Origin of the sequence: Streptomyces sp. MS19, assembly GCF_047200595.1 — a bacterium.
GTDB lineage: Bacteria > Actinomycetota > Actinomycetes > Streptomycetales > Streptomycetaceae > Streptomyces.
In genome coordinates, this window is sequence record NZ_JBJZOH010000036.1 from 1 (window position 1) to 23,742 (window position 23,742).

Sequence of the window (23,742 nt, forward strand, 5' to 3'; positions counted from 1 at the left end):
GCGGCGAGGCCGCGTCGCAGTTCGGCTCGGGTGCCGAGGAGGCCCGCAACACGCTCAACCGGCTGATCAACTCGGTCGGCAACCTCAAGGAGTCCGGCTGGTACAGGCTGGGCCTGGCCCGCTGACCGGCGTCCCGGGGGCGCTGTCACGGCCGCCCCCGGGACGTCACAGCGGCCTCAGAGCTGGAGGCCGGTGAGCACCATGACGCGCTCGTACGTGTAGTCCTCCATCGCGAACCGCACACCCTCGCGCCCGACGCCCGACGCCTTCACCCCGCCGTACGGCATCTGGTCGGCGCGGTACGAGGGCACGTCGCCGATCACCACGCCGCCGACCTCCAGGGCCCGGTGCGCGCGGAACGCCGCCTGGAGGTCGTGTGTGAACACGCCCGCCTGGAGCCCGAACTCCGAGTCGTTGGCCGCCGCGAACGCCGCCTCCTCGCCGTCCGCGCGGGTCACCAGCAGCACGGGCCCGAAGATCTCCTCGCGCGCCACCTTGGAGTCGGCCGGGACGTCCTCCAGCACGGTCGGCGCGACGGAGGCGCCCTGCCGGGTGCCGCCGGTGAGGACCTTGGCGCCCGCGTCGGCGGCCTCGTTCACCCAGCCCTCGATGCGCCGGGCGGCCTCCTCGCTGATCTGCGGGCCGACGTCGGTGGCGTCGTCGGCGGGGTCCCCGGTGACGAGCGCCTCGACGGCCGCGACGATGCGCGGGACGAGGCGGTCGTAGACGGCGGTGTCGGCGATCACGCGCTGCACCGAGATGCAGGACTGGCCGCCCTGGTAGTTCGAGAACGTCGCGATGCGCGAGGCCGCCCAGTCGAGGTCGGCGTCCGAGGCGTAGTCGGCGAGGACGACGGCCGCGCCGTTGCCGCCGAGTTCGAGCGTGACGCGCTTGCGCGGCACGGAGTCGCGGATCGACCAGCCGACGGGCACGGAGCCGGTGAACGAGATGACGGGCAGCCGCTCGTCCTGCACGAGGGCCGGCATCGCGTCGTTCGGCACCGGCAGGACGCTCCAGGCGCCGGCGGGCAGCTCGGTCTCGGCGAGCAGTTCGCCCAGCAGCAGCGCGGAGAGCGGGGTGGCGGGGGCGGGCTTCAGGATGATCGGGGCGCCGGCGGCGAGCGCGGGGGCGACCTTGTGCGCGCTCAGGTTGAGCGGGAAGTTGAACGGCGCGATGCCGAGCACCGGGCCGTACGGGACGCGCCGCGTCAGCGCGAGCCGCCCGGCGCCGCCCGCGTCGGCGTCCAGGCGCTGGGCGGTGCCGCCGTTGAAGCGGCGCGCCTCGTCGGCGGCCCAGCGGAAGACGGACTGGCAGCGGGCGACCTCGATCCGCGCCCACTTGACGGGCTTGCCGTTCTCCGCGCTGATGAGCTGCGCGATCTCCTCGGCGCGCGCGGCCAGCAGCGCGCCCACGCGGTCGAGCGCGGCGGCCCGTACGTACGCGGGGGTGGCGGCGAACTCGGCGGCGGCGGACGCGGCGGCGGCCACCGCCTCCTCGGTCTGCGCCGCCGTGGGGACGCTCACCGTGCCCACGGTCCTGCCGTCCCAGGGTGAGGTGACCGCCAGGGTGTCCTCGCCGGTCGCCTGCCGCCCGGCGAGCCAGAACGGCTGCGGAGAAGTGGTCGTCGTCATCGCGGAGCCCGCCTTCCGGTGGTGTCTGCTGTCCTCGGTTCCCACCGTAGGCGCTGGTACGCCCGCGGCTTCTTGTCCGGCGTGGCGCGGTGGGGTGCGGTGGTGCGCCACTTCGGCAGGGAGGCGGCACGGGGCGGCACGGAGAGGCGCTATTGACCGGAGCATGTCACGAGCCGGAGCATGGCTCTGCGCGAGCCTGGCGCACCACAGCGGGGCGCCCCACGAGGGGCGCCCACCGGCGCATCGGACACCCCAGGGAGAAGCCTTGCGACCGTTCCGCCGCACCAGACCCAGCACACCGGCGCGCCGTGCGCGCACCGCAGCAGCCGCCCTCGTGGCGCTGGCCCTCGCCGCCGGTCTCGGCACGCAGGCCACCGCCTCCTCCGTGTCCCCGTCCCCCGCCGCGGGCGCCGCCACCGTCCAGCAGTGGGAGGTCGCGGGGCTGAGCACCGCGGCCGAGCGCACCGCGCTCTCCCGGACCGGCACGGCCATCGACGAGGTACGCGCGGACTCCGTCGTCATCACGGCGAGCGCGGCCGACGTACGGCGCCTGCGCGCGCTCGGGTACGAACTGAGCGCCCTGCCCGGCACCGCCGCCACCGACATCCGGCCCCACGCCCCCTCCGACTACCACACGTACGCCGCCGCCGTCGCGGAGATCAACGCCGTCAGGGCCGCCCACCCGAGCCTGGTCACGACCCGGGTCATCGGCCGCTCCTACCAGGGCCGCGACATCATCGCCGTGAAGATCAGCGACAACGCCGCCACGGACGAGAACGAGCCCGAGGTCCTCTTCACCCACAACCAGCACGCCCGCGAGCACCTGACCGTCGAGATGGCGCTGCGCACTCTCAGCGTGCTGACCTCCGGCTACGGCACCAACGCCCGCATCACCGAGCTGCTGAACACCCGCGAGGTGTGGCTCATCCCGTCCGTCAACCCGGACGGGAAGGTGTACGACCAGGAGTCCGGCTCGTTCCGCAGCTGGCGCAAGAACCGGCAGCCCACCCCGGGCAGCTCCTCCGTCGGCACCGACCTGAACCGTAACTGGGCGTACCGCTGGGGCTGCTGTGGCGGTTCGTCCGGCTCGGCCGGCTCGGAGACGTACCGGGGCCCGTCCGCCGAGTCGGCCACCGAGACGCGCGTCGTCGCCGACTTCGTGCGCGGCCGGGTCATCGGCGGGCAGCAGCAGATCACCGCGCACATCGACTTCCACACGTACGGCGAGCTGGTGCTGTGGCCCTACGGCTACACGTACAACCGCACCGGCCCCGGCCTGACGGCGGACGACGCGGCGGCCTTCGAGGCGCTCGGCCGGCAGATGGCGGGGACCAACGGCTACACGCCGCAGCAGTCCAGCGACCTGTACATCACGGACGGGTCCATCAACGACTGGCTGTGGGCGAACCAGGGGATCTTCTCGTACACCTTCGAGATGTACCCGCGCAGCGCCGGCGGCGGCGGCTTCTACCCGCCGGGCAGCGTCATCGCGCGCGAGACGGCGCGCAACGACGCGGCGGTGCTCCTGCTGCTGGAGTACGCCGACTGCGTATACCGCATCACGGGCCGGCAGAACACGTACTGCTGACACCGCCGCCCCGTTCCCCACCGGTTCCCCGGGGGGAACGGGGCGGCGTCCGTCCAGGCCACCCACTGCCCCCGGAAAACCCCGCCGCGACAGCCCGCCGCGCGGTGCACTCGGCAGAACACAGCCCGCCCGTCGAGAACGGACAGGGACCACGCGCGGGGACCACCCCGGCCACACGCCCGGCCCCCGTCCGGCTGTCCCCGTCAGCACACGGGCGGGCGGCACGGCCTCAGGTCCCCGGCGCGGTCGCCTTCAGGGCCAGCCACAGCTCCATCCGGACGTCCGGGTCGTCCAGCGAGCGGTCCAGGATCTCCTCGACCCTGCGCATGCGGTACCGCAGCGTGTGCCGGTGCACGCCCAGGTCGGCGGCCGCGGCGTCCCACTGCCCGTGCCGCGCCAGCCAGGCGCGCAGGGACGCCACCAGATCGCCCCTCCCCCGCTCGTCGTGGCGGCGCAGGGCGCCCAGCATGCCGTCCGCGAACGCGCGCACCGCGTCGTCCGCCAGCAGCGGCAGGATCGACCCGGCCGCCACGTCGGTGTGCTCCACGAGGACGCGGCCGCGCCGCCTGGCCACCACCAGCGCCTCACGCGCCTGCCGGTAGGCGGAGTCCACGGCGGCCGGACCCGCCGGCGCCGACAGGCCCATGACGAGCCCGGCGGGCGGCTCCCCCGCGGCGGCGTACTCGCCGCAGGCCGCGGCGGTGGCGCCACCGTCGGGCAGCAGCCACACCAGACCGTCGCCGACGGCCGCCGCCAGCACTGGCTCGCCAGCGCGGGCGGCGGCGGTCACGACGGCGCGGCCGAGCGCGTCGCGTTCCTCGCCGGTGCCGGGCACCTCGGCGACGAGGACCCGCAGCGGCGCGTCGAACAGCCCGCCGTACAGCTGGCCCGCCACCGCGCGGGCGTGGTCCGCCTCGCCGCTGAGCAGCATCCGCAGCACCGCGCCGCCGAGCCGCCCCTCCGCCTCCTGGTACGCGCGGGAGCGCTCGGTGAGCAGCGTCAGCACGGCGACGGCGGACTGCACCGCGTACCGCTCCGCCGTGCCGGGGGGCGCGCCGGTGCCGATGGCGAGGACGGCCCGGGGCGTGCGGCCCGCGCCGATCGACTGGAGCTCCACGCGGTCGTCGTCGGGGGCGCCGGCGCAGACCGCGCTGGCCGGGGCCTGGCGTTCCCCGAGGGCCCTGACGTCGTCGGCCAGCGCGGCGGCGCGGCGCCCGGCCCAGGCGGGCGCGGCGCCGGTGACGCGCCCCGCCAGGTCGTACAGGGCGCACCAGCCGCCGAGCTGGACGGCGAGCCGGTCGAGCAGCGCCTGCTGCCCGCCGTCCGAGAGGGCCGCCCTGGTCAGCTCGCGCTGGGCGGCGAATCCGGCCGAGACCGTGCGGTACTGCTCGGCGGCGATGGCGGCGGACACGGCCTTGCCGATCGCGATGAACGGTGTGGGACGCGGTACTTCGAGCAGCGGCAGGCCGACCGCTCGTGCGGCGTCGAGCAGCGCGGGCGGCACCTCGGGGTGGTTGACGCCGACCCCGAAGCCGAGGCCGACGACCCCGGCGCCCGCCAGCCGCGTCACGTACTCCCGCATCGCGTCGGCGTCGTCCACGGCGAGCTTCAGGCCCGTGGTCAGGAGCAGCTCGCCGCCGTCGAGCCAGGGGACGGGGTCGGCGAGTTCGCTGGCGTGCGCCCATCGCACGGGCGTCTCCAGCCTGCCCTCCCCGGAGAGCACGGCGAGCTTGAGCCCGGTGTGCTGGGCCAGGGAGGCGAGCGTGGGCTGCATGGGTCACCTCGGGGGCCGGGACAACACGTGCCATCACGGTACATCGATCGCCATAGGGGGCGGCGGGCGCGCGGTGCGCCCAGGTCACGGGGGCTCAGCCGAGCCGTACGAGGACGGGGGGGCTCGGCTCGCCGCCGACGGTTGTCATCGACACCACCGCGTGCCGGGGCGGCACGCGGTGGGCCAGCTCGGACGCGGACCAGCGCTCGCGTTCGACCCGCCGCACGGTGACCGACTCGGTGGTGGTGTCGCGGCCGGTGAACAGCTTGCGCACGCCGCGGACCGTACGCCGTAGCACGCCGCCCGCGCGGTCGGGCGTGCGCGTCGTCTCCTGGTCCTCGGTCCACGCGGTGCCCCAGGCGCGCGCGAAGTGCTCTGCGTCCCAGGTGGTCAGCCCGGAGAACGCCATCCGGCAGCCGACCGCGCCCAGCAGCCCGGTGCGCAGCGCGGACGGCACGTCGTCCAGGGTGCGCAGGGCGATGACGGCACCGGCGTTGTTGGGCCGCAGCTGGGTGAGGCCGCGTACGGTGCCGGGCGTGACGGCGGCGGTCGCGTCGTCCAGCACGAGGCAGGCGAAGAGGGTCCGGTCCGCCCGGGTGGTCGCGGCGGTGGTGAACTGGGCGAGCAGCAGGCGCGTGATGATGCGGCCCGCCTCGGCGTGCCCGCCGCCCGGGAGATCGACGCGTACGCGCACGGGGTGCACGAGGGCGCTCAGCGAGAACGGGCGCGCGCCGAGGGAGAAGCCCGCGCGGTCCAGCACGGCCAGCCGGTCGGCGAGCTGGGGGCCGAGGTCGTCGGGGCGCTGGGCCTGGCGGGCGCGTGCGTCGAGTTCGCGCTGCTGGTGGGTGGCGCCCGCGTGGGCGAGGTCGTCGCGGAGGGTCGCGAGGAGGGCGGGGGCGCCGTCGAGCATGGCGCGCAGCTCGGGGACGCCGGGCAGCCGCGCGTACGCCGCGTGGTAGGGCGCGATCAGCTGGACGAGGACGGCGGCGGCCTCGGCGGGGTCCACGCGGGTGCCGCCGACCAGGGCTTCGGCGAGCAGCGCGGCGGCCTCGTCGTTGTCGGCGGCGCCGCCGTAGGGGTCGAGGTGGTGGGTGCTCGCCGGGTCGCCGACGCGCACGATGATGTCGAACGAGGCGTCGGGCCCCAGCGCGCTGCGCGCCGTGCCGACGGCCACCACGGCGGCCTGTCCGGTGAGGGCGCGCAGGCACAGGGCCTCGGTGACCGGGCGTATGACGCGGCCGGTCTTGCCTGAGCCGGGCGGGCCGACGGCGAGCAGCGATGTGCCCAGGACGGCCGGGTCGAGGGCGACCTCCTCGCCCCGGTAGGCGTAGGCGTTGCGGTCCTCGTCCAGGGCGGTGCCGATGCGGACCTGGCCGGTGAGGAGGTCGTGGCGGGCGGTCCTGGCGGGCAGGTCGCGGTCGCCCGAGGGGTGGACGAACGCGGCGGCGCCCTCGGTCTCGGCGGCCCCGGCGAAGGCGGGCAGCGCGGTGGGGCGGCTGCGGACGGCGCGCCAGGCGTGCTCGATGCGCGCGTAGTCGAGGTCGCTCATCGTGCCGTCCTTGATCTCGCGGGCGAGCCGGTCGGCGGCGGCGGGCGCGCCCGCGGCGCGCAGCTCGGCGAAGTCGGCGAGGCGCGCGCGGTCGGCGGCGGTCGTGCCCCCGGCGGCGCCGCGCGGGAAGTGCCGCAGGACGTGCCGCCAGCCGCCCGCGGCGGCGGCGAGGGCGACGAGGAGGGCGGTCCACAGGAGGTAGTGGGCGTTGTACGCGAGGGTGTACGCGGTGGTGTCGCCGTCGCGCCACCAGGAGTCGGGGACGACGGCGTACAGCGGCTCCAGCCAGAACGTCCAGATGCCGAGGAAGCTGAGCCGCCAGGCGGCCCACAGCGCGGCCAGCGCCGCCAGCGCGCGGGCGGTGGCGCGCGGCGGCAGCGGCGGGATGTCGGACCGGCCGCACACCCTGCGCAGCAGCGACGGCCGCCAGCGCCGCCACAGCGCGGGCCCGTTCCCGACGCGCGCGAAGGCGTAGACGAGGAGGTACGCGAACAGCAGCTCGTACAGCCACAACAGCGTCGGACCGGCAGCCGACGTGCCCCAGGAGTCCGCGCCCAGCCAGTCGAGCGGCCAGGTGACGAACGGCAGGTAGCCGTTCGCGTACAGCGACCACACGACCCAGCCGGTGATCGCCGCGAGGGCGGCGCCGCCGTGCAGCTCGCGGTCACCGAGGCGGTCCGGGTCCTCGGGGGGCTTGGGGACGTGTCCCGTGCGCCAGACGCCGGGTACGGCGGGCGGGCGTGGGGCGCGCAGCCAGCGGACCAGGGGGGGCGCGTCTGCGTCGGGTGCCTGCCGGGGCACCGGCGGTGTGCCGGGCGGGCGGGGGACGGGCGGTGCGTCCTCGCGTGCGCTGTGCGCGTCAGGCGCGCCGTTCGTGGTCATTCGCTGCCAAGCCCCCTGAGCAGGCGATCGGGTGACAGTGCGTCGTCCCTCAATCTAGTGCCCCCGCGGCGCAGACCCCGTGGGACCGGGAAGCCGTAGGGAGATGCCCGGTGAGATTGCCCAACGGGGGACCGCCGCATACCCGTTCGCCTGGGACATCTGCCCGACGCGGCGGCGCCGTGGGGCGCCGCCGCGCGGGCGCGCGTCACGGCCAGGGGTCGAGAGCGGGCAGCCGCGCCACCGGCGGCGTCAGGGCGCCGTCCGGTGTCCGGCCCGCGAGCCAGGCCGTCAGGTCGGCGAGCCGCCCCTCCACGGCCACCTCGCGCCCGGCGCCGTACTCCGCGCGTTCCGGCCCGTCCGAGGCCGCCAGCCGCAGCCGTACGCCCTCCGGCACCCGCGCCGACAGGAAGTCCAGGGCGTGCGCGCAGAACGGGCGGGGCCACTCCCCCGGCGTGTACCCGAGCAGGGCGTCCGCCGTGTGGACCTCCACCTCGCGCCACCACGCCAGCAGCGCGTCCGTCAGCACACTGTCGCGGTAGCCCACCGGCCGCCGCCAGTCGTCCGGGCCGACCGCCGACCAGGCGGCGTCCGCCTCGTCCAGCGCGGCGGCGACGGCGCGGCGCAGCTGCCCCGCGTCCCGCACGGAGCCCGCCTCGATGCCCGCGTCGCGCTCGGGACGGCCGCCGTCGTACACGGCGACGCGCTCGCCGCGCACGGCGTACCGCGCCTGGCGCGCGAGGGCCCGGCCCACACCCTCGATGTGCGACAGCAGGTGCGCCCTCGACCAGCCGGGCAGGGCGCTCGGGGCGCGCTCGTCGCCGTCGGTGAGGCGCGGCAGCAGGGCACGGAGGCGGCGGTGGGCCGCCAGTACGTGGTCCCGGACGGCGGCCGGGTCGGGAGTCACGGCCACAGTCGTCCCCGCTTCCAGCCCGCCGCGCCGTCGCGGTCGTACGCCAGCCGTTCGTGGTCGCGGTCGCGGTCGCGCCTGCCCTGCCAGAACTCGACGGGTTCGGCCCGCAGCACGTGCGCCGACGGGTGGCCGTCGGCGTCCACGGTGGCGAGCGTCATGGCGTGCGGCTCCGGCTCGCCTGCCTCGACGGCCTCGCGCAGCCAGCCGGCGAACAGTTCGACGGGCCCGGCGGGCGCCGCCTCCGTGGCGAAACCGGGTGCCTCCCCGGGCGGCTCGGACAGTGCGGGCGGCACAGGCAACGTGGTCACCTCTTCCCCTCGTTCTAATGGTTGTACGCGACATTACCATTAGGCACTCCGCGCGCCCGGCTCCGGCCACCTCCTGACGGATTGGCCAAGAAGCCGCGCCGACCACTCCGCCACGGCGCGTGCCCCCGGCCGCCGCGCGGCCCTAGCCTGCGAGGGACGAACCCGACACACGCCCCTTCGCGACGAGGAGTCCTCATGAGCGCCACGAGCGACACGACCGAGACGACCGGCGGCCCCTCCCTCCCCCAGCGGCGCCGCCTCGTCACCGAGATCCCGGGGCCGCGCTCCCGGGAGCTGATGGCCCGCAAGAGCGCCGCCGTCGCGGCGGGGGTGGGCTCGGTGCTGCCGGTGTTCGCCCGCCGCGCGGGCGGCGGCGTCCTGGAGGACGTGGACGGCAACAGCTTCATCGACTTCGGCTCCGGCATCGCCGTCACCTCGGTCGGCAACAGCGCCGAGGCCGTCGTCCGCCGCGCCACCGCCCAGCTGGAGCAGTTCACCCACACCTGCGCGATGGTCACGCCGTACGAGGGGTACGTCGAAGTCTGCGAGGAACTGGCGCGCCTCACGCCCGGCGACCACGCCAAGAAGTCGATCCTGGTCAACTCGGGCGCCGAGGCCGTCGAGAACGCCGTGAAGATCGCCCGCTACCACACCAAGCGCCAGGCGGTCGTCGTCTTCGACCACGGCTACCACGGCCGCACCAACCTGACGATGGCCCTGACGGCGAAGAACATGCCGTACAAGCACGGCTTCGGCCCGTTCGCGCCCGAGGTCTACCGCGTCCCGATGGCCTACCCGTACCGCTGGCTGAGCGGCGCGGAGAACTGCGCCGAGGAGGCGGCGGCCCAGGTGATCGAGCAGATCACCAAGCAGATCGGCGCCGAGAACACGGCGGCGGTCGTCGTGGAGCCGATCCTCGGCGAGGGCGGCTTCATCGTGCCCGCGCGCGGCTTCCTGCCCCGGATCGCGGAGTTCGCGCGGGAGCACGGCATCGTGTTCGTCGCCGACGAGATCCAGTCCGGCTTCTGCCGGACCGGCCAGTGGTTCGCGTCCGAGGACGAGGGCCTGGTGCCCGACCTGATCACCACCGCCAAGGGCATCGCGGGCGGCCTGCCGCTCGCGGCGGTCACCGGCCGCGCCGAGATCATGGACGCGGCGCACTCCGGCGGCCTCGGCGGCACGTACGGCGGCAACCCGGTCGCCTGCGCCGCCGCGCTCGGCGCGATCGAGACGATGCGCGAGCAGGACCTCCCGGCCCGCGCGCGCCGCATCGGCGACATCATGCTGCCCCGGCTGGCGGAGCTGGCCGGCAAGTACCCGGCGATCGGCGACGTGCGCGGGCGCGGCGCGATGGTCGCCGTCGAACTGGTGAAGCCGGGCACCAAGGAGCCCGACGCCGCCGCCACCGCGAAGGTCGCCGCCGCCTGCCACGCCGAGGGCCTGCTCGTCCTCACCACCGGCACGTACGGCAACGTCGTCCGCTTCCTGCCCCCGCTGGTGATCGGCGAGGACCTCCTCACCGAGGGCCTGGACATCCTGGAGAACGCCTTCGCCACGCTCTGACCGCGATCCCGGCCCGTTGGACGAGTGAGGAGAACTGCTGGTTAGCTGAGGAAACGACCGTTCCGCGCAGCGACGACAGACGAGGTGGCCGGTGGAGACTCCCCGTTTGGAGGAAGTACGCCTGACCTCCTTCAAGAGCTTCACCGGCCAGTGTCTGCCACTTCACGACCTGACGGTGGTGATCGGCCGCAACGGCAGCGGGAAGTCCAACGCCCTGGACGGGCTGATGGTCCTGTCCCGGCTCGCCCTGGGAGAACCGGTGCGGGACGCCTTGGACGGCCCGAGGAGTGGCGGCGAGGAACCGATCCGGGGCGGGGCCGAAGGGTGCGCCCCCCTTGACGAGGACGGCTTCCGGCTCGGCTGCCGTGTGCGGTCCGGCCCGGCGGTCCTCCAACTCGACGTGGAAGTTGCGGTCCGTCCCGAAGTGCGCATCGTGCACGAGGAACTGACTGCTGTGGAGGGGGTGTCCTACGGCGGTCGCAGGCTGGCACCCGGCCGGTCACTGCTGGCGAGCGACCACGCCGACCCGCGCCGCAGCGATCTCACCGTGCGCTGGTTCAACGGCCTGCGGGGGGTGGACCCGGGCGTCCCCTTCGCCGCCGACCGCCTCCTGACGAGCCAGGTACCGGTACGGCTGCCCCTCTCCACCGAGGCGGCCAGGCTGGTGCACCGGACCTCCCAGATGGTCCTCGCGGCTCTGCGCGACGTCTTCCTGCTCGACCCCGTCCCCCACCTCATGCGGCAGTACGTCAACGCTCGTGACACCGATCTCAGACGCAGCGCCGACAACCTGAGCGCGGCGGCCGCCCACCTCCAGGAGAGCGATCCCGAGGCGTTTCGGAGGCTGACGGAACTCATCGCCGGAATGCCGGAGTACCCCGTACGGGCGATCAGCACCGTCGGCACGAAACTGGGCGACGTCCAGCTGACGCTCCAGGAGTCGGGCTACGGGGGAAAGGACCACGTGCTTCCGGCACGGCTGCTCAGCGATGGCATGCTCCGCTTCCTGGCCTTCGGGACCGCCCTGCTCAGCGCCCCCGTTTCCGGCAGCGGAGACGATCCGGCCGTGACCCGCCGGCATCTGGTGATCGAGGAGGTGGAGAACGGCCTCTACCCCACACAGGCCGCACGAGTGCTGCACCTGATGAAGGAGGAGTCGAAGCGGCGCAGGATCGATGTCCTGTTCACCACACACAGTCCCGCGCTGCTCAACTCCCTCACAGCACAGGACCACACCGGCGTCGTCGTATGCAGCAGGGATCCTAGAACGGGAGAAAGCGTCCTGGCCCGGTTGACGGATCTGCCGGGCTACGTCGATCTTCTGGCCGCGGGTGACCTCGGAGACGCGGTCAGCAAGAACCGTCTCCCGGACGCGCTGCACCCCCGGGAGACGGGGACGATGAGTGTCGAGGACTTCCTGAGGAGCCTGTGAGACCCGTGAGCGGACAGCGCAGGCCGGGCCTTGAACTGCCGGTCGTCGATTTTCTCGACACATCGGTACTGGTCGAGATTCTCGACATTCCGCACAGGAACGCCCACAGGGCCGGAGTGCTGTCCGAGATGGACAAGCGGCTGGAGGCCAGGACCCGTTTCGTTCTCCCCACGGCGACGGTGATCGAGACGGGCAACCATGTCTTCCAGGTCAAAGACGGGGCGACCCGGCGGACCTGCGCCAGAAGCTTCATGAACATGCTGGTCAAGACAGCGCGGGGAGAGGCCCCCTGGGTCCTGCACGAGCGGACCTGGGACAGCGGTTTCCTCACGTCGCTCTGCGAGGGCGCCAGCACGTCCATCGACCTGGTCGAACACGCCGCCCGGCAGCAGCTCGGCACCGGGGACCTGAGCATCGTCGCGGAACGCGACCTGTATGCCTCGCGGGTCCGGGCCGATGTGCGCATCTGGACACTGGAGGCGGTCATGGACACGTGGGCCCGCCTGTCCTGACGACAGCCGGGCCGACGTGACGGGCGACCGCGGGGTGCCCGGCAATCCCGTCGATGTCGGAGGCCGAGCCCCAACCTTGAAGAAGGTGCGCGGATGTGATGTGCGTCCGGCGGCACCCGGCCCATCGGCCGGGGCGCTGCCGTACGGTCGGCTGTGGCGAGAGCGGCCAGACTCCCGCACTCTCCTTCTCCTTACGGAACGGACCCGCCCGCCCCACACCCCCCGGGGCGGGCGGCCCGTCCGTTCACCGCCGCCGCGCGCGGCGCGCGGGAGACGGGGCCCACGACGGCCGCCGCCTCGTGCATCGCCAGCTCCAGCAGCCCCGGATCGGTGAGGACGCCGGACCCGTCGGGCGGCACCAGCCAGCGCACCCCGGCGGCGGGACGCCCCGGGTGCGGCACGACGATCCAGCTCCCGTTCCCCGCCGCGCGCACGCCCGTCCCGAGCCAGCGGCCCGCCGTGCCCGCCGGGACGAAGAACCCGATCCGCCGGTCGCCCCGGTCGGCCAGGACGGGCCCAGGCCGGTCCAGGAGGACCGTCAGCACGTCGAGCGTCGGCCGGGCCAGCGGCTCCGGCACCACCAGCACGTCCCACAGCCGGCCGGCGGGCAGCAGCGCCACGCCGAGCGGGTGCCGCTCCCACTCCCAGCGGCAGGCCGCCGGTTCCGGCGCCGCCGACGCCAGCCAGTCCACCGCGGTCCTGTTCGTGCCGTCCCCGGTCCTCATACCGGCCCTCCCCTTCACGCCATGACGCCCGTGTCACGGGTCTCGGGGAGGGGGAGGCCGCGGCGGGCGGATCGTTACGCGACTCGGCGCGGCGGGCGGCGTGGCGCGCGTCACACGTCGAGGCTGTCGCCACCCGGGTTGCCGCTGAGCCCGCCGTCGCTCCCCGCGCCGTCCTCGGCCGCGCCGGTCTCGACGTCGAACTCCCAGTAGCCGGTGTCATGGTCGCCGCCCGGCGCGTAGTCCACGCCGACGACCCCGGTGTCCGCCGGGACGGTCACCTCGAACCTGACGCGCAGCGTCTGCCCCGGGCGTACGGTGTCGCGCGGCGCGCTGCGCAGGACGTCGCCGCGCGCCACCCGCGCGTCGTCGGCGAGGGCGCGGAAGTCGCCGGCCGAGACGTCCACGGTGCCGTCGCCGTCGTTCATCACATTGGCGACCAGGACGACGACGCCTTGGTCCTCCGCGCCGCCCTCCTGCGCGCGCGGCCGGTCGAACGTGACGCTCAGCCCGTCGTCCCAGGTCACCTGCTCGCTCGGCCCGGCGAGCCATTCCGAGCCCGCGTCCGAGTCGACGGGCGTGGACGCGCCGGCCCAGACGACCAGCAGGACGGTCAGCACGGCCGACACGACCGTGCCGCCCAGGCCCGTCCACAGCCCGGCGAGCGCCTTGGGGCGGCCGGTCGCGGCGCCGCGCCGTATGCGCAGGAAGGCTATGCGCGCCAGGACCAGCGCGGTGATCCCTGCGGCGAGCGTCGCCGGGCTGAGGAAGAACGTCCAGCACAGCGACGCGGAGACGATGCCGGAGACCATCGCCGCCGTGGCCGGCCCGTTGCCCGGCGGCGCGGGCCACAGCGGCGTGCCGCCCGGCGTCCCGTACCCCTGCGCCGCGTAGGCGGCGGGGTCGTAGGGCGAGGGTGGGAAGGGCGCGGGCTGCGGGGGCGGGGGCGGGGGGGCGTAGGGCGGCGGGTACGGCGCGGGCTGCTGCGGCGGGATGCCGTGGCCCGCGGTGCCGCCGGGGGGCGGCGGCGGGGCGTACGGGCGGGGCCCGGCGGGCGGCGCGTAGGGCCCGGCGGGGGCCGGGGGCGGCACCGGCTCCGGTGTCCGGAACGGGTTGGGGTGCTCCGCGGTCACACGACCTCCTCTGATGTCCGGCCACACCCTACGGCCGACCCGCGGCGGCCGGTCGGCCGCCGCCTACGATGAGCGGGCATCGTCCATCCAGGGAGGGCCCGTTGTCCGATCTGACCGCTTTCATCGCCGGGCTGCCCAAGGCCGAGCTGCATGTGCACCACGTGGGCTCCGCCTCGCCGCGCATCGTCGCCGAGCTGGCCGCGCGGCACCCCGACTCGCCGGTGCCCAAGGACCCGACGGCGCTCGAACAGTACTTCACGTTCCGGGACTTCGCGCACTTCATCGAGGTGTACATCTCGGTGGTCGAGCTGATCAAGGACGCGGAGGACATCCGGCTGCTCACGTACGAGGTCGCGCGTGACATGGCGCGGCAGCGGATCAGGTACGCGGAGCTGACGGTGACGCCCTACTCGTCGGTGAAGCGCGGCATCCCGGACGTGGCGTTCATGGAGGCCATGGAGGACGCCCGCCGGTCCGCCGAGCGCGACTTCGGCGTGGTGCTGCGCTGGTGCTTCGACATCCCGGGCGAGCTGGGGCTGCCCGCCGCCGAGGAGACGGCGCGCCTGGCCTGCGAGCTGGGGCCCGACGGGCTGGTGGCGTTCGGTCTCGGCGGGCCCGAGATCGGCTGGCCGCGCCCGCAGTTCAAGCCGTACTTCGACCGTGCTATCGCGGCGGGCCTGCACAGCGTGCCGCACGCGGGCGAGACGACCGGTCCCGGGACCGTCTGGGACGCGCTGACCGAGCTGCGCGCCGAGCGCATCGGGCACGGGACCAGCGCCGCGCAGGACCCGGCGCTGCTCGCGCACCTCGCCGAGCGCGGCATCCCGCTGGAGGTCTGCCCGACGTCCAACGTGGCGACGCGCGCCGTCCCGTCGCTGGAGGAGCACCCGCTGCGCGCCCTGGTGGACGCGGGGGTGCGCGTGACGGTCAACTCGGACGACCCGCCGATGTTCTCGACCGACCTGAACAACGAGTACGCCATCGCCGCCCGGCTGCTCGGCCTCGACGCCGCCGGGGTCGCGGAGCTGGCGCGTGAGGGCGTGCGCGCGTCGTTCCTCGACCCGGCGGGCAAGGCGCGGCTGACCGGCGAGATCGACGCGTGCCTCGCGGCGTGGCCCGGGTGAGCGTGCAGGCCGTCGCCCACCGGGGCGATCCGTACCACGCGCGGGAGAACACCCTGGCCTCCTTCCGCTCCGCCGTCGCGGCCGGGGCCGACGCGGTCGAGCTGGACGTGCGCCGCAGCGCGGACGGCGTGCCGGTGGTCGTGCACGACGCGACGCTGGAGCGGCTGTGGGGCCACCGGCGGGCGGTGGCGGAGCTGACGGCGGCGGAGATCCGCGAGCTGACCGGCGGCGGCGTGCCGGTCCTGGACGACGCGCTGGCCGTCACCTCGTCCGTGCGGACGCTGATCGACCTGCCGGAGCGGTCGGCCGGCACGGCGCTGGCGGCGCTGGCCGCCGTGCGCCGGGCGGGCGCCGCCGGGCGCGTCTACTACAGCGGCGACCCGGTGGCGCTGCGCGCGGTGCGCACGGCCGACCCGGACGCCGAGATCTCCCTGACGTGGCACCGCACCGCGCGGCCGCGCGGCACCCTGCTGGACGAACTGCGCCCGCGCTGGCTGAACTACCCCTTCGGCCTGGTCACGGCGCGCACCGTCGCCGAGGACCACGGGCGCGGCCTGCTGGTGGCGGCGTGGACGGTGGACAGCCCGCGCGTCATGCGGCGGCTGGTCGCGCTGGGCGCGGACTCCGTGACGACCAACCGGATCGGCGCGCTGCGCGCCGTGCTGGCGCGGCGGGACCGGGGCGTGAATCCCGGGTGAACGGGCGGGCCGCGGGGGCGACGGCCCGGCCCTCGCGGTGCCATACTTCCCCGCACGGCCGTCCGGGTGGGCGCCGGTGGTGCCACCACCGGCGACGACTGCGTGGAGTGGCGGTGAGCGAACGCCCTGTCAGCCCCCCGCCCCAGGAGTTCACCCGGTGAGCACACGCCGTCAGCCGGCTCAGCACCCTCAATTTTCGCTCAGAGATACGGTTTTGACGTCCCGCAGACGCCCACCAAGCCGTTGCACGCGCTAACGTTCCAGCATGGTGGCAACACGGTGGCACGCATACCGATACCTTCGGCCGTCCGCACTTGATGTTCCCAACGGCCTTATGAGACTGGCGACTTACGGTGGTTCGACACCCGAGGGCCCGCAGGAGGCACCCCGGCTGTTCGACGGCCGGATACGGCACCCGGAGCAATTCGCACGGGCCTTGCTCGCCGTCATGAACGTGGCCCAGGCGGGCTACGACCGGCGGCGCCCCGCCGCCCCGCGCGACCCGGTCGCCAGCTCGGACGGCACCCGGCTCCGCTTCGAGTCGCTGTCCGTCTGCGGCGGCATCGCCGCGCGGCTCGACGTCCTGCCCGACGCCCTCGCGGAGGGCACCCCGCTGCGCGGCAGCACGAGCGTCGACCTCGGCGCGCCCCTGCGGGAGGCGCTCGGCCGGGTCAGGGGCCCCGAGCCGCTCCGGCTGACCGTCGGCCAGGAGGCGCCCGGCACATCCGCCGAGCCCGCGCCCAAGCGCCGCGTCCCACTGCCCGAGCGGTGGCTGCGCGCCTTCGCCGGACTCCACGCCGTCTCCGCGCGCCTCGACCTGCGGGCCGCACTCGGCCCGGCGGAGGCCGCCCAGTTCCTGGCCACGCTGCCGAGCGGCACCGGCACGGCGCGCTCCCTGTGGGCCCTCCCCTTCGACGGCCGGCTGCGCACCTCGCTGCACCCGGTGGCGGGCGCCGTCCACCTCGTGGGTGCCCCGCGGCTGGCCGCGCTGCGCCCGCTGCTGCGCTTCGCGGAGTCCCTGCGCGCGTACGGGCCGCCGGTCACGGCGGACGGCGAACCCGCGGCCTCCGCCTGGGAGCTGGTCATGCCGGGCATGCGCCTGACGCTGACCCTCTCGGGCGACGCCCGCACCGGTTTCGCCGCGACCACACCGGCCGTCGGCACCCTGGCGGCCGAACGGGTCGCCGAGGACGCCGGGCTGGTCGAGCCGCTCCTCGACCACAGGGGCGGCCTCGACCTGGGCGCGCTCGCCGGGAACACCGGCCTCGGCATCGCCCGCGTCCGCGCCGCCCTCGGCCTGCTCGGCGCGGCGGGACGGCTGGGCTACGACGTGGCGGACGCCGCGTTCTACCACCGCGACCTGCCCTACGACGCGGTCAGCTCCCAGCGGCTCATCCCCCGGCTCGACGCGGCCCGCGCGCTGCTCGCCGAGGGGCAGGTGCGCCTCGACCCCCGCGCGCGCACGGCCACGGTCGCCGGCCCGGACCGCACCCACCGGGTGACGTTCGCCGACGACGGCATCGCCGAGGGCTGCACCTGCCACTGGTGGGCCGAGTACCACGTCAGCCGGGGCAAGTGCCGCCATGCGCTGGCCGCCGAACTGGCCCGCAGGGCCGCCGCCCACTGACACCCGCCCCCTCCACGAGGGGCACCGCGCGCCGCACCGGGCACCCCCCGGCAGCACGCGCCGTACCGCGCCCGGGAGACCGCGGCGGCCCACACGCGCCGCCCGTCGTCCCGGGCACGGCCCTGGCGGGACCTCACCGCCTCACAGGCTCACGGCCTCACGGCGCTCACAGCCCTCACAGCACAGCCCTCACAGCGCGGTCATGACGTGCTTGACCCGCGTGTAGTCCTCCAGGCCGTAGGCCGACAGGTCCTTGCCGTAGCCCGACTTCTTGAACCCGCCGTGCGGCATCTCCCCGACCAGCGGGATGTGCGTGTTGATCCACACGCAGCCGAACTCCAGCGCCTTCGACAGCCGCATGGCCCGCGCGTGGTCCCGCGTCCAGACGGACGAGGCGAGCCCGTACTCCACGTCGTTCGCCCACTCGACCGCCTGCGGCTCGTCCATGAAGGACTGGACGGTGATCACCGGGCCGAAGACCTCCTGCTGGACGATCTCGTCGTCCTGCCGGACGCCGGTGACGATCGTCGGCGCGTAGAACCAGCCGCGCTCCCCCACGCGCCGCCCGCCGGTGACGACGGTGGCGTGCGCGGGCAGGCGGTCGACGTACCCGGCGACCTTCTCCAGGTGTCCGGCGCTGTTGAGCGGCCCGTAGAAGCAGTCGGGGTCGGCGGGGTCGCCGGTGCGGACGTCGGCGGTGGCCTTGGTGAGCGCGGCGACGAACTCGTCGTGCACCGACTCGTGCACGAGCACACGCGCCGCCGCCGTGCAGTCCTGGCCCGCGTTGAAGAAGCCCGCGTCGCGGATGCCCTCGACGGCCGCCGCGATGTCCGCGTCCTCGAAGACGACGCACGGCGCCTTGCCGCCCAGCTCCAGGTGGACGCGCTTGACGTCCTTGGCCGCGCTGGTCGCCACCTCGGTCCCGGCCCTGACGGAGCCGGTGACGGACACCATGGCGGGCGTCGGGTGCGCGACCATCAGGCGGCCCGTGTCGCGGTCGCCGCACAGCACGTTGAACACGCCCGAGGGCACGATCTCCCCGATCAGCCCGGCGACGAACGACGCGGAGGCGGGCGTGGTGTCGGACGGCTTGAGCACCACCGTGTTGCCCGCCGCCAGCGCCGGGGCGAACTTCCACACCGCCATCATCACGGGGTAGTTCCACGGCGCGACCTGCGCGCACACGCCCACCGGCTCGCGCCGGACGAACGAGGTCAGCCCGGCCATGTACTCGCCGGCCGCCTTGCCCTCCAGCATGCGTGCCGCGCCCGCGAAGAAGCGGATCTGCTCCAGCATCGCGGGCAGTTCCTCCTGCCGCGTCAGCTCCAGGGGCTTGCCCGTGTCGCGGCACTCGATCTCCAGCAGCTCGTCCGCGTGCTTCTCGAACGCGTCGGCGATCCGCAGCAGCGCGAGCTGCCGCGTCGCGGGCGTCGCGTCGCGCCACGCGGGGAACGCGGCGGCGGCGGCCGCCATCGCGGCGTCCACGTCGGCCGCGCCCGACAGCGGCGCCGTCGCGTACACCTCGCCCGTGGCCGGATCGAAGATGTCCGTGGTCCGCCCGTCGTCGGCGTCCCGGTACTCCCCGCTGATGTAGTTGCGCACCCGACGCGGCTCGCTGGTCACGGAACCCTCCTGGTCTCCCGGCGTCCTGCGTTCTTACCCTGCTGCGCCCCCACACTATGCCCGGCACCGCCCCGGCGAACAGCACACACGACAAGAGATCCAGCGCTACACAAGACAGCACACCGGATAAACAGCACTGTTCGCCGCCCTGGAGCACAGATCTTCCCGGCAGCCCGATCCGCCGTACACCGTCCGGAGGATTCTTAGGACCGCCCGCCGAGTCGCCCGCCGCACCCCCGTCCGCCTGTGCCAGCGTGCTGGGGATGCCTTCGACGGTCTCCCGCGCCGTTCTCGTTCACCCGGTCGGGGGACCAGGGCGAACCACGGCGAGACGAGCGGAGGTGCCGCCGACCATGGCCCCACCAGAAACGGCCCCACCCGACAACGACGTGCTCTGGGGGCGCGGCCTGCGGCACGCGCACCACGGCTCCCCCGCGCTGCTGGGGGTCTCGGTGAGCGTCCGGCAGGGCGAGATCCTCGCCGTCACCGGCCCGCGCGGCTGCGGCAAGACCACCCTCCTCGGCTGCCTGTCAGGACAGCTCGTGGCCGACGAGGGCGAAGTCTGGTTCAACAGCATGCCGATCCACACCCTGGACGCGGCCTCACGGGAACGGCTGCGCCGCGACCGCTTCGGCTGGGTCGGCGACACCCCGCAGCTCGTGGACGAGCTGACCGCCTGGGAGAACGCGGCGCTGCCCCTGCTGCTGACGGGCACCGGCCACCGCGCGGCCCGGCGCGCGGCGCTCGACTGGCTGGAGCGCCTGGACGTCGCGGACTGCGCGCACAAACGCCCGTACGCCATGGTGCAGTCGCAGCGCCAGCGCATCGCCCTGGCACGCGCCCTGGTGCACAAGCCCGACGTGCTGTTCGCCGACGAGCCCACCGCCCCGCTGCACCGCGCCGACCGCGCGCAGGTCCTGCGGACGCTGACCACGGCGGGCCGCTCGCACGGCATCACGGTGGTGCTGGCCACGCACGACGCCGAGGTGGCCACCCTCGCCGACCGCACCGTGACCCTCCTCGACGGCCGCGCCTCGGGCGCGGTGGCCGAAGCATGCTCGCTTACCGTCTAGCCCGGGGCTCCCACCCGGCCGTGCTGCTGCGCCGGCTGCTGCTGGCCTGCGCGGCGGGCGGCGTGGGATTCCTGCTGCTGAGCGCGCTCGCCTACGCCGCCGCGCACCCGGACGGCGGGCGGTCCGCCGTGCTGCGCCTGGCGTGGTGCGCCGTGCCGCTGGCGGCGACCGTCCAGCTGGCGGTCGCCGTGGCACGCGCGGAACCGGCGGGGAGGCCGCGTTCCGGTCTGGACATGGTCGGTCTCGGACCGGCGCGGGTGCCCGCGCTCGCGGCCGTGTCGGCGGCGGCGGCCGGGGGGCTGGGCAGCGCCGGGGCGCTCGGCCTCTTCCTGCTGCTGCGCGGCGACCTGACCGGCCTGCCGTTCCACGGCGCGGCGGCCGGGACGCTGCCGGACGGCGGCCCGCTGCCGCTCGGCGCCACGGTCACGCTGCTGGCGGTCGCGCCCGCGGCGGCCGCCGCGGCCAGCGCGCTGGCGATGCGCGCCCGCCCCGCGCGCCGCCCAGCGCCGACACCCGTCGTCGTCACGGACCTGACCGAGATCACCCGCGCCGAACCCCCGCCGCCGCTCCCCACCGGATTCCCGTGGGGCACGACGCTCATGGGCACGGGCATCGCCGTCTCCGCCTTCGCCGGTGACAAGCCGCTGGCCGTCCCCCCGGACGGCTGGCTGCCGCTCGACGGCGCGCTGGGCGGCGTCAGTTCGGGCATGGTGGGCGGCTGGCTGCTGATCGTCGCCGGCGTCGTGCTGGCCGCGCCGGGACTGATCCACATCTGCGGCCTGCTGCTGACCACCGGCAGGCCCGGCGTGCTGCGGCTGCTCGCCGGACGCGGGCTGCTGGAGGAGGCGACGCGCGTCGGCCGTCCCATGGGCGCGCTCTCCGCCGCCTGCGCGGTGGTGCTGGCCGCCATGGAACTGGACGGCCTGGGCGACTTCGGCCCCCTGGGCGCGCTGGGCACCGCCGTCGTACTGCTCTGCGCACTGGGTACGTTCGCCACCGCCGCCGACCAGGCGCGCTCCGCGCGTCGTCCTGCCACGGCGCTGCTGCTGCGTCTCGGCGCGGCGCGCGGGCTGCTGCGCGGCGCGGCGGCCGTACGGATCGGGACGCTGATCGCCGTCTTCGTGCCGCTGACGTGGCTGGCCGTGCAGCTGATCACCCTGCCCACCGGGCGCTGAACGGCGCCTCCCCCCGCGGGCCCCACTTCCGGGTGAGGGCCCGCGGGTGTGTCCGGTGTCAGCGGGCGGTCAGCCCCGGCAGCCGCGCCTCGGCGATACCGCCGCGCCGCACGTGCACGACGGTGACCGGCGCGCCCGTCACACCGCGCGGCAGGTCGGCCCGTACGAGGTACAGGCCCGGCGCGACGTGCGCGAAGCCGAACCAGCCGGTGCCGTCGGTCCGGGTCTCGCTCTCGTACGCGCCGGGTGCGGCGAGCGGGGTGAGCGTCAGCCTGGCCTGGTCGAGGGGCGTCCCGCCGCGCAGGGCCAGGGTGCCGGTGACGTGGCCGTCGCGCGGCGCGGTCTTCCACCGCATCCCCGGGACGGCGGCAGGCTCGGCGAACGGGGCGCCGGGGCCCGTGGTCAGCGCCTCGGCGAGGCGGGCGCGCTCGGCCGCCGCGCCGTTCGCCGCGCTGTCCATGCTGGGGGTCGCGTACGAGTAGCCGCTCCATCCGGCGGCGGTGTTGCCCGCCGGGGTGGGGGCGAGGGCGCGGCGGACCTGGGCGACGCTGTCGTCCACGCCGTTGAGGTACAGCGCGGGCCCGTTGACCGCCTGCCGGCCGCCCTGCGCGTCGGCCAGGAACGCGGACCACTCGGCGAACATCGCGGCCTGGTCGGGGTCCCACTCGCGCTTGTAGTTCATGGTCACGACCGTGTCCATGATCCCCTCGTCCAGCCAGCCCGCCCAGTCCTGGAGCACCTCGGCGTAGGTGCGGGTGTTCTCCCAGCCGCCGACGGCCTGGGGTCCGTGGCCGTAGGTGATGGCGTCCATGGACAGCCGCACGCGGGGGTCCACCTCCCACAGGCCGAGGTAGATGTGGCGGACGAGGCTGGTGACCTGGTCGCGGCGCCAGTCGCTCCACTGCTGGTCGGCGGGTGCGGGGATGTCGGTGCGGCCGGTGGCCTGCTGGAAACGGGCGACGGAGACGGGGTTGTAGCCCCAGTCGCTGTGGGTGGTCTGCGCACTGCCGTCGGGGTAGCGCACGTAGTCCAGGTTGATGCCGTCCACGTCATAGGCGCGGGCGATGCTTTGCACGGCGGCGACGATGTAGGCGGCGGCGTCGGGGTGGCCGGGATCGATGTACGTGTTGGCGCCGACGCGTTCGGTACCGTCCGCCTTGCGGTTCAGCCAGCGGTCGCGGCCCTGCGCGGAGGGGCCGTGCTGGTTGTAGGCGTGGTCGGGGGAGGTCGGCGGGGTGGTGCTGTTCCAGAGGGTGTTGACGTTCACCCAGGCATGGACCTGGAGACCGGCGGCGTGGGCACGTTCGATCACCTCGGCCAGCGGGTCGTAGGGGGCGGGGTCGATGGCAGCGTCCGTACGGGGGTAGAGCGCGTTGTTGCAGAAGCAGTCGTAGCGGCGGGCGGTCTGCACGATCAGCGCGTTGGCGTTGACGGCCAGGGCGTCGTCGATCAGGCGCTCCACCTGCGCCGGGGTGTAGATGCCTTCGTTGAAGCCGTCCACCCAGTAGCTGCGCCACTGTTCCGGGAGGCGGTCGGCGGAGGGGGCGGCGGTGGCGGGAGCGGAGGCGAGGAGGCCGAACAGCAGGGTGAGGCAGGCCAGGAGGGCGGACGCGGCGGGGCGGACACGGAGGGTGCGGCGCATACGGACCCCTTCGGGGAAGGTGACGTCGTCGCGACAACATACGTCGCCGCCGGAAGGGCGTACAGATGAAAACTTCCGTCTCGCGCGCGACAGTTGGGGCGCGTGGGCTAGAGTCCCGCGCCATGACACGACCCGACCACCTGGGCGCGACGCGGGCGGCCTACGACGCGATCGCGCCGGAGTACGCCGACCGGTTCCGTGACGAGCTGGACCACAAGCCGTTCGACCGCGCGCTGCTCGCCACGTTCGCGGAACTGGTCGCCGCGGAGGGCGGCGGGCCCGTCCTCGACGTGGGCTGCGGCTTCGGGCGGATCACGGCGTACCTGCACGGTCTTGGCCTGGACGTGTCCGGGGTGGACCTCTCGCCGGGGATGCTGACGGTGGCGCGGGAGTGGTTCCCCGGGCTGCGGTTCGCTGAGGGGTCGATGACGGCGCTCGACCTGCCGGACGGCGGCCTGGCGGGCATCACGGCGTGGTACTCGGTGATCCACCTGCCGCCGGGGGAGCTGCCGGTGGCGTTCGCCGAGTTCCACCGCGTGCTGGCGCCGGGCGGGCTGGTGCAGCTGGCGTTCCAGGTGCGGCCGGAGCCGGTGCGCCTGGACGAGGTGTTCGGGCACGCCGTGGACCTCGCGTACCCGCGACTGCCGCTGGAGTACGTCGAGGAGACGCTCGCGGCGGCGGGCCTCGCGCCCGTCTCGCGGCTGCTGCGGGCGGCCGACGCGGTGGAACGGTCACCGCAGGCCGTCGTGACCGCGCGCCGCCGCGCGGACGCCTGA

The 23,742-nt window shown here is 74.9% G+C and carries 19 protein-coding genes; 10 read left to right on the plus strand and 9 right to left on the minus strand.

What is annotated here, in order from left to right; translation table 11 throughout:
* Positions 1-176: 176 nt before the first annotated feature.
* The gene (locus tag ACL02R_RS24605; RefSeq protein ID WP_412799153.1) at positions 177-1,631 is read right to left on the minus strand and encodes an aldehyde dehydrogenase family protein; all 1,455 of its coding nucleotides are present in this window, start codon (positions 1,629-1,631) and stop codon (positions 177-179) included.
* Positions 1,632-1,896: 265 nt separating this feature from the next.
* Between ACL02R_RS24605 and ACL02R_RS24610 the strand changes: the two genes are divergently transcribed.
* Positions 1,897-3,219 (plus strand): M14 family metallopeptidase, encoded by a 1,323-nt coding sequence (locus ACL02R_RS24610; RefSeq protein WP_412799154.1) that lies wholly within the window; start codon positions 1,897-1,899, stop codon positions 3,217-3,219.
* A 229-nt stretch (positions 3,220-3,448) separates the two neighbouring features.
* On the opposite strand, the gene ACL02R_RS24615 is transcribed toward ACL02R_RS24610, so the two are convergent.
* The 4 genes from ACL02R_RS24615 to ACL02R_RS24630 all read right to left on the minus strand — a co-directional run bounded on the left by ACL02R_RS24615 (position 3,449) and on the right by ACL02R_RS24630 (position 8,642).
* Positions 3,449-4,993, minus strand: a complete 1,545-nt coding sequence (locus ACL02R_RS24615; protein WP_412799155.1) for a PucR family transcriptional regulator — start codon at positions 4,991-4,993, stop codon at positions 3,449-3,451.
* Positions 4,994-5,087: 94 nt separating this feature from the next.
* A complete protein-coding gene (locus ACL02R_RS24620; protein WP_412799156.1) occupies positions 5,088-7,424 on the minus strand; it encodes an ATP-binding protein in 2,337 nt (778 codons plus the stop codon).
* A gap of 205 nt (positions 7,425-7,629) precedes the next feature.
* A complete protein-coding gene (locus ACL02R_RS24625) occupies positions 7,630-8,328 on the minus strand; it encodes a maleylpyruvate isomerase family mycothiol-dependent enzyme (protein WP_412799157.1) in 699 nt (232 codons plus the stop codon).
* Entirely contained in the window at positions 8,325-8,642 is a 318-nt protein-coding gene (locus ACL02R_RS24630) for a pyridoxine 5'-phosphate oxidase C-terminal domain-containing protein (RefSeq protein WP_412799158.1), read from the minus strand. Before ACL02R_RS24630 ends, ACL02R_RS24625 begins: the two co-directional genes overlap by 4 nt.
* A 195-nt stretch (positions 8,643-8,837) precedes the next feature.
* Here ACL02R_RS24630 and gabT point away from each other — a divergent pair, with 195 nt between their 5' ends.
* From gabT to ACL02R_RS24645, 3 genes are all read left to right on the plus strand, one after another.
* On the plus strand, positions 8,838-10,205 hold the full coding sequence (gene gabT, locus ACL02R_RS24635; RefSeq protein ID WP_412799159.1) for a 4-aminobutyrate--2-oxoglutarate transaminase: 1,368 nt from the start codon (positions 8,838-8,840) through the stop codon (positions 10,203-10,205).
* 106 nt (positions 10,206-10,311) lie between these two features.
* Entirely contained in the window at positions 10,312-11,637 is a 1,326-nt protein-coding gene (locus ACL02R_RS24640; RefSeq protein WP_412799160.1) for an AAA family ATPase, read from the plus strand.
* A 5-nt stretch (positions 11,638-11,642) separates the two neighbouring features.
* Positions 11,643-12,149: a hypothetical protein gene (locus ACL02R_RS24645; RefSeq protein WP_412799161.1), complete on the plus strand. Its 507-nt coding sequence runs from the start codon at positions 11,643-11,645 to the stop codon at positions 12,147-12,149.
* Positions 12,150-12,340: 191 nt separating this feature from the next.
* Here the strand turns inward: ACL02R_RS24645 and ACL02R_RS24650 are convergent, their stop codons facing one another.
* Entirely contained in the window at positions 12,341-12,874 is a 534-nt protein-coding gene (locus ACL02R_RS24650; RefSeq protein ID WP_412799162.1) for a hypothetical protein, read from the minus strand.
* A 110-nt stretch (positions 12,875-12,984) separates the two neighbouring features.
* Positions 12,985-14,004, minus strand: coding sequence for a DUF4190 domain-containing protein (locus ACL02R_RS24655; RefSeq protein ID WP_412799163.1), 1,020 nt, complete (start codon positions 14,002-14,004; stop codon positions 12,985-12,987).
* 68 nt (positions 14,005-14,072) lie between these two features.
* Here ACL02R_RS24655 and ACL02R_RS24660 point away from each other — a divergent pair, with 68 nt between their 5' ends.
* The 3 genes from ACL02R_RS24660 (at position 14,073) to ACL02R_RS24670 (ending at position 17,453) form a co-directional block, all read left to right on the plus strand.
* A complete protein-coding gene (locus ACL02R_RS24660) occupies positions 14,073-15,128 on the plus strand; it encodes an adenosine deaminase (RefSeq protein ID WP_412799164.1) in 1,056 nt (351 codons plus the stop codon).
* Positions 15,125-15,826 carry a glycerophosphodiester phosphodiesterase gene (locus tag ACL02R_RS24665; protein ID WP_412799190.1) on the plus strand — a complete coding sequence of 234 codons (702 nt, stop codon included), beginning with the start codon at positions 15,125-15,127 and terminating at the stop codon, positions 15,824-15,826. Before ACL02R_RS24660 ends, ACL02R_RS24665 begins: the two co-directional genes overlap by 4 nt.
* Positions 15,827-16,160: 334 nt before the next feature.
* Positions 16,161-17,453: an SWIM zinc finger family protein gene (locus ACL02R_RS24670; protein WP_412799165.1), complete on the plus strand. Its 1,293-nt coding sequence runs from the start codon at positions 16,161-16,163 to the stop codon at positions 17,451-17,453.
* Between the two features lie 189 nt (positions 17,454-17,642).
* On the opposite strand, the gene ACL02R_RS24675 is transcribed toward ACL02R_RS24670, so the two are convergent.
* The gene (locus tag ACL02R_RS24675; RefSeq protein WP_412799166.1) at positions 17,643-19,076 is read right to left on the minus strand and encodes a gamma-aminobutyraldehyde dehydrogenase; all 1,434 of its coding nucleotides are present in this window, start codon (positions 19,074-19,076) and stop codon (positions 17,643-17,645) included.
* 353 nt (positions 19,077-19,429) lie between these two features.
* Between ACL02R_RS24675 and ACL02R_RS24680 the strand changes: the two genes are divergently transcribed.
* Both ACL02R_RS24680 and ACL02R_RS24685 read left to right on the plus strand, forming a co-directional pair.
* On the plus strand, positions 19,430-20,149 hold the full coding sequence (locus ACL02R_RS24680) for an ABC transporter ATP-binding protein (RefSeq protein WP_362965199.1): 720 nt from the start codon (positions 19,430-19,432) through the stop codon (positions 20,147-20,149).
* Positions 20,131-21,324 carry a hypothetical protein gene (locus tag ACL02R_RS24685; RefSeq protein ID WP_412799167.1) on the plus strand — a complete coding sequence of 398 codons (1,194 nt, stop codon included), beginning with the start codon at positions 20,131-20,133 and terminating at the stop codon, positions 21,322-21,324. Before ACL02R_RS24680 ends, ACL02R_RS24685 begins: the two co-directional genes overlap by 19 nt.
* A gap of 58 nt (positions 21,325-21,382) precedes the next feature.
* Here ACL02R_RS24685 and ACL02R_RS24690 read toward each other — a convergent pair whose 3' ends face one another.
* Positions 21,383-22,966: a family 10 glycosylhydrolase gene (locus ACL02R_RS24690; protein ID WP_412799168.1), complete on the minus strand. Its 1,584-nt coding sequence runs from the start codon at positions 22,964-22,966 to the stop codon at positions 21,383-21,385.
* 122 nt (positions 22,967-23,088) lie between these two features.
* Between ACL02R_RS24690 and ACL02R_RS24695 the strand changes: the two genes are divergently transcribed.
* Positions 23,089-23,742 (plus strand): class I SAM-dependent DNA methyltransferase, encoded by a 654-nt coding sequence (locus tag ACL02R_RS24695; RefSeq protein WP_412799169.1) that lies wholly within the window; start codon positions 23,089-23,091, stop codon positions 23,740-23,742.

Excerpts from the sequence above, each read along its gene's own strand:
- ACL02R_RS24690 (WP_412799168.1), bottom strand. The coding sequence starts at position 22,966 with ATGCGCCGCACCCTCCGTGTCCGCCCCGCCGCGTCCGCCCTCCTGGCC.
- ACL02R_RS24670 (WP_412799165.1), top strand. The coding sequence starts at position 16,161 with ATGAGACTGGCGACTTACGGTGGTTCGACACCCGAGGGCCCGCAGGAG.
- ACL02R_RS24680 (WP_362965199.1), top strand. The coding sequence starts at position 19,430 with ATGGCCCCACCAGAAACGGCCCCACCCGACAACGACGTGCTCTGGGGG.
- ACL02R_RS24620 (WP_412799156.1), bottom strand. The coding sequence starts at position 7,424 with ATGACCACGAACGGCGCGCCTGACGCGCACAGCGCACGCGAGGACGCA.
- ACL02R_RS24650 (WP_412799162.1), bottom strand. The coding sequence starts at position 12,874 with ATGAGGACCGGGGACGGCACGAACAGGACCGCGGTGGACTGGCTGGCG.
- ACL02R_RS24695 (WP_412799169.1), top strand. The coding sequence starts at position 23,089 with ATGACACGACCCGACCACCTGGGCGCGACGCGGGCGGCCTACGACGCG.
- ACL02R_RS24660 (WP_412799164.1), top strand. The coding sequence starts at position 14,073 with ATGAGCGGGCATCGTCCATCCAGGGAGGGCCCGTTGTCCGATCTGACC.
- ACL02R_RS24685 (WP_412799167.1), top strand. The coding sequence starts at position 20,131 with ATGCTCGCTTACCGTCTAGCCCGGGGCTCCCACCCGGCCGTGCTGCTG.
- ACL02R_RS24605 (WP_412799153.1), bottom strand. The coding sequence starts at position 1,631 with ATGACGACGACCACTTCTCCGCAGCCGTTCTGGCTCGCCGGGCGGCAG.
- ACL02R_RS24615 (WP_412799155.1), bottom strand. The coding sequence starts at position 4,993 with ATGCAGCCCACGCTCGCCTCCCTGGCCCAGCACACCGGGCTCAAGCTC.
- gabT (WP_412799159.1), top strand. The coding sequence starts at position 8,838 with ATGAGCGCCACGAGCGACACGACCGAGACGACCGGCGGCCCCTCCCTC.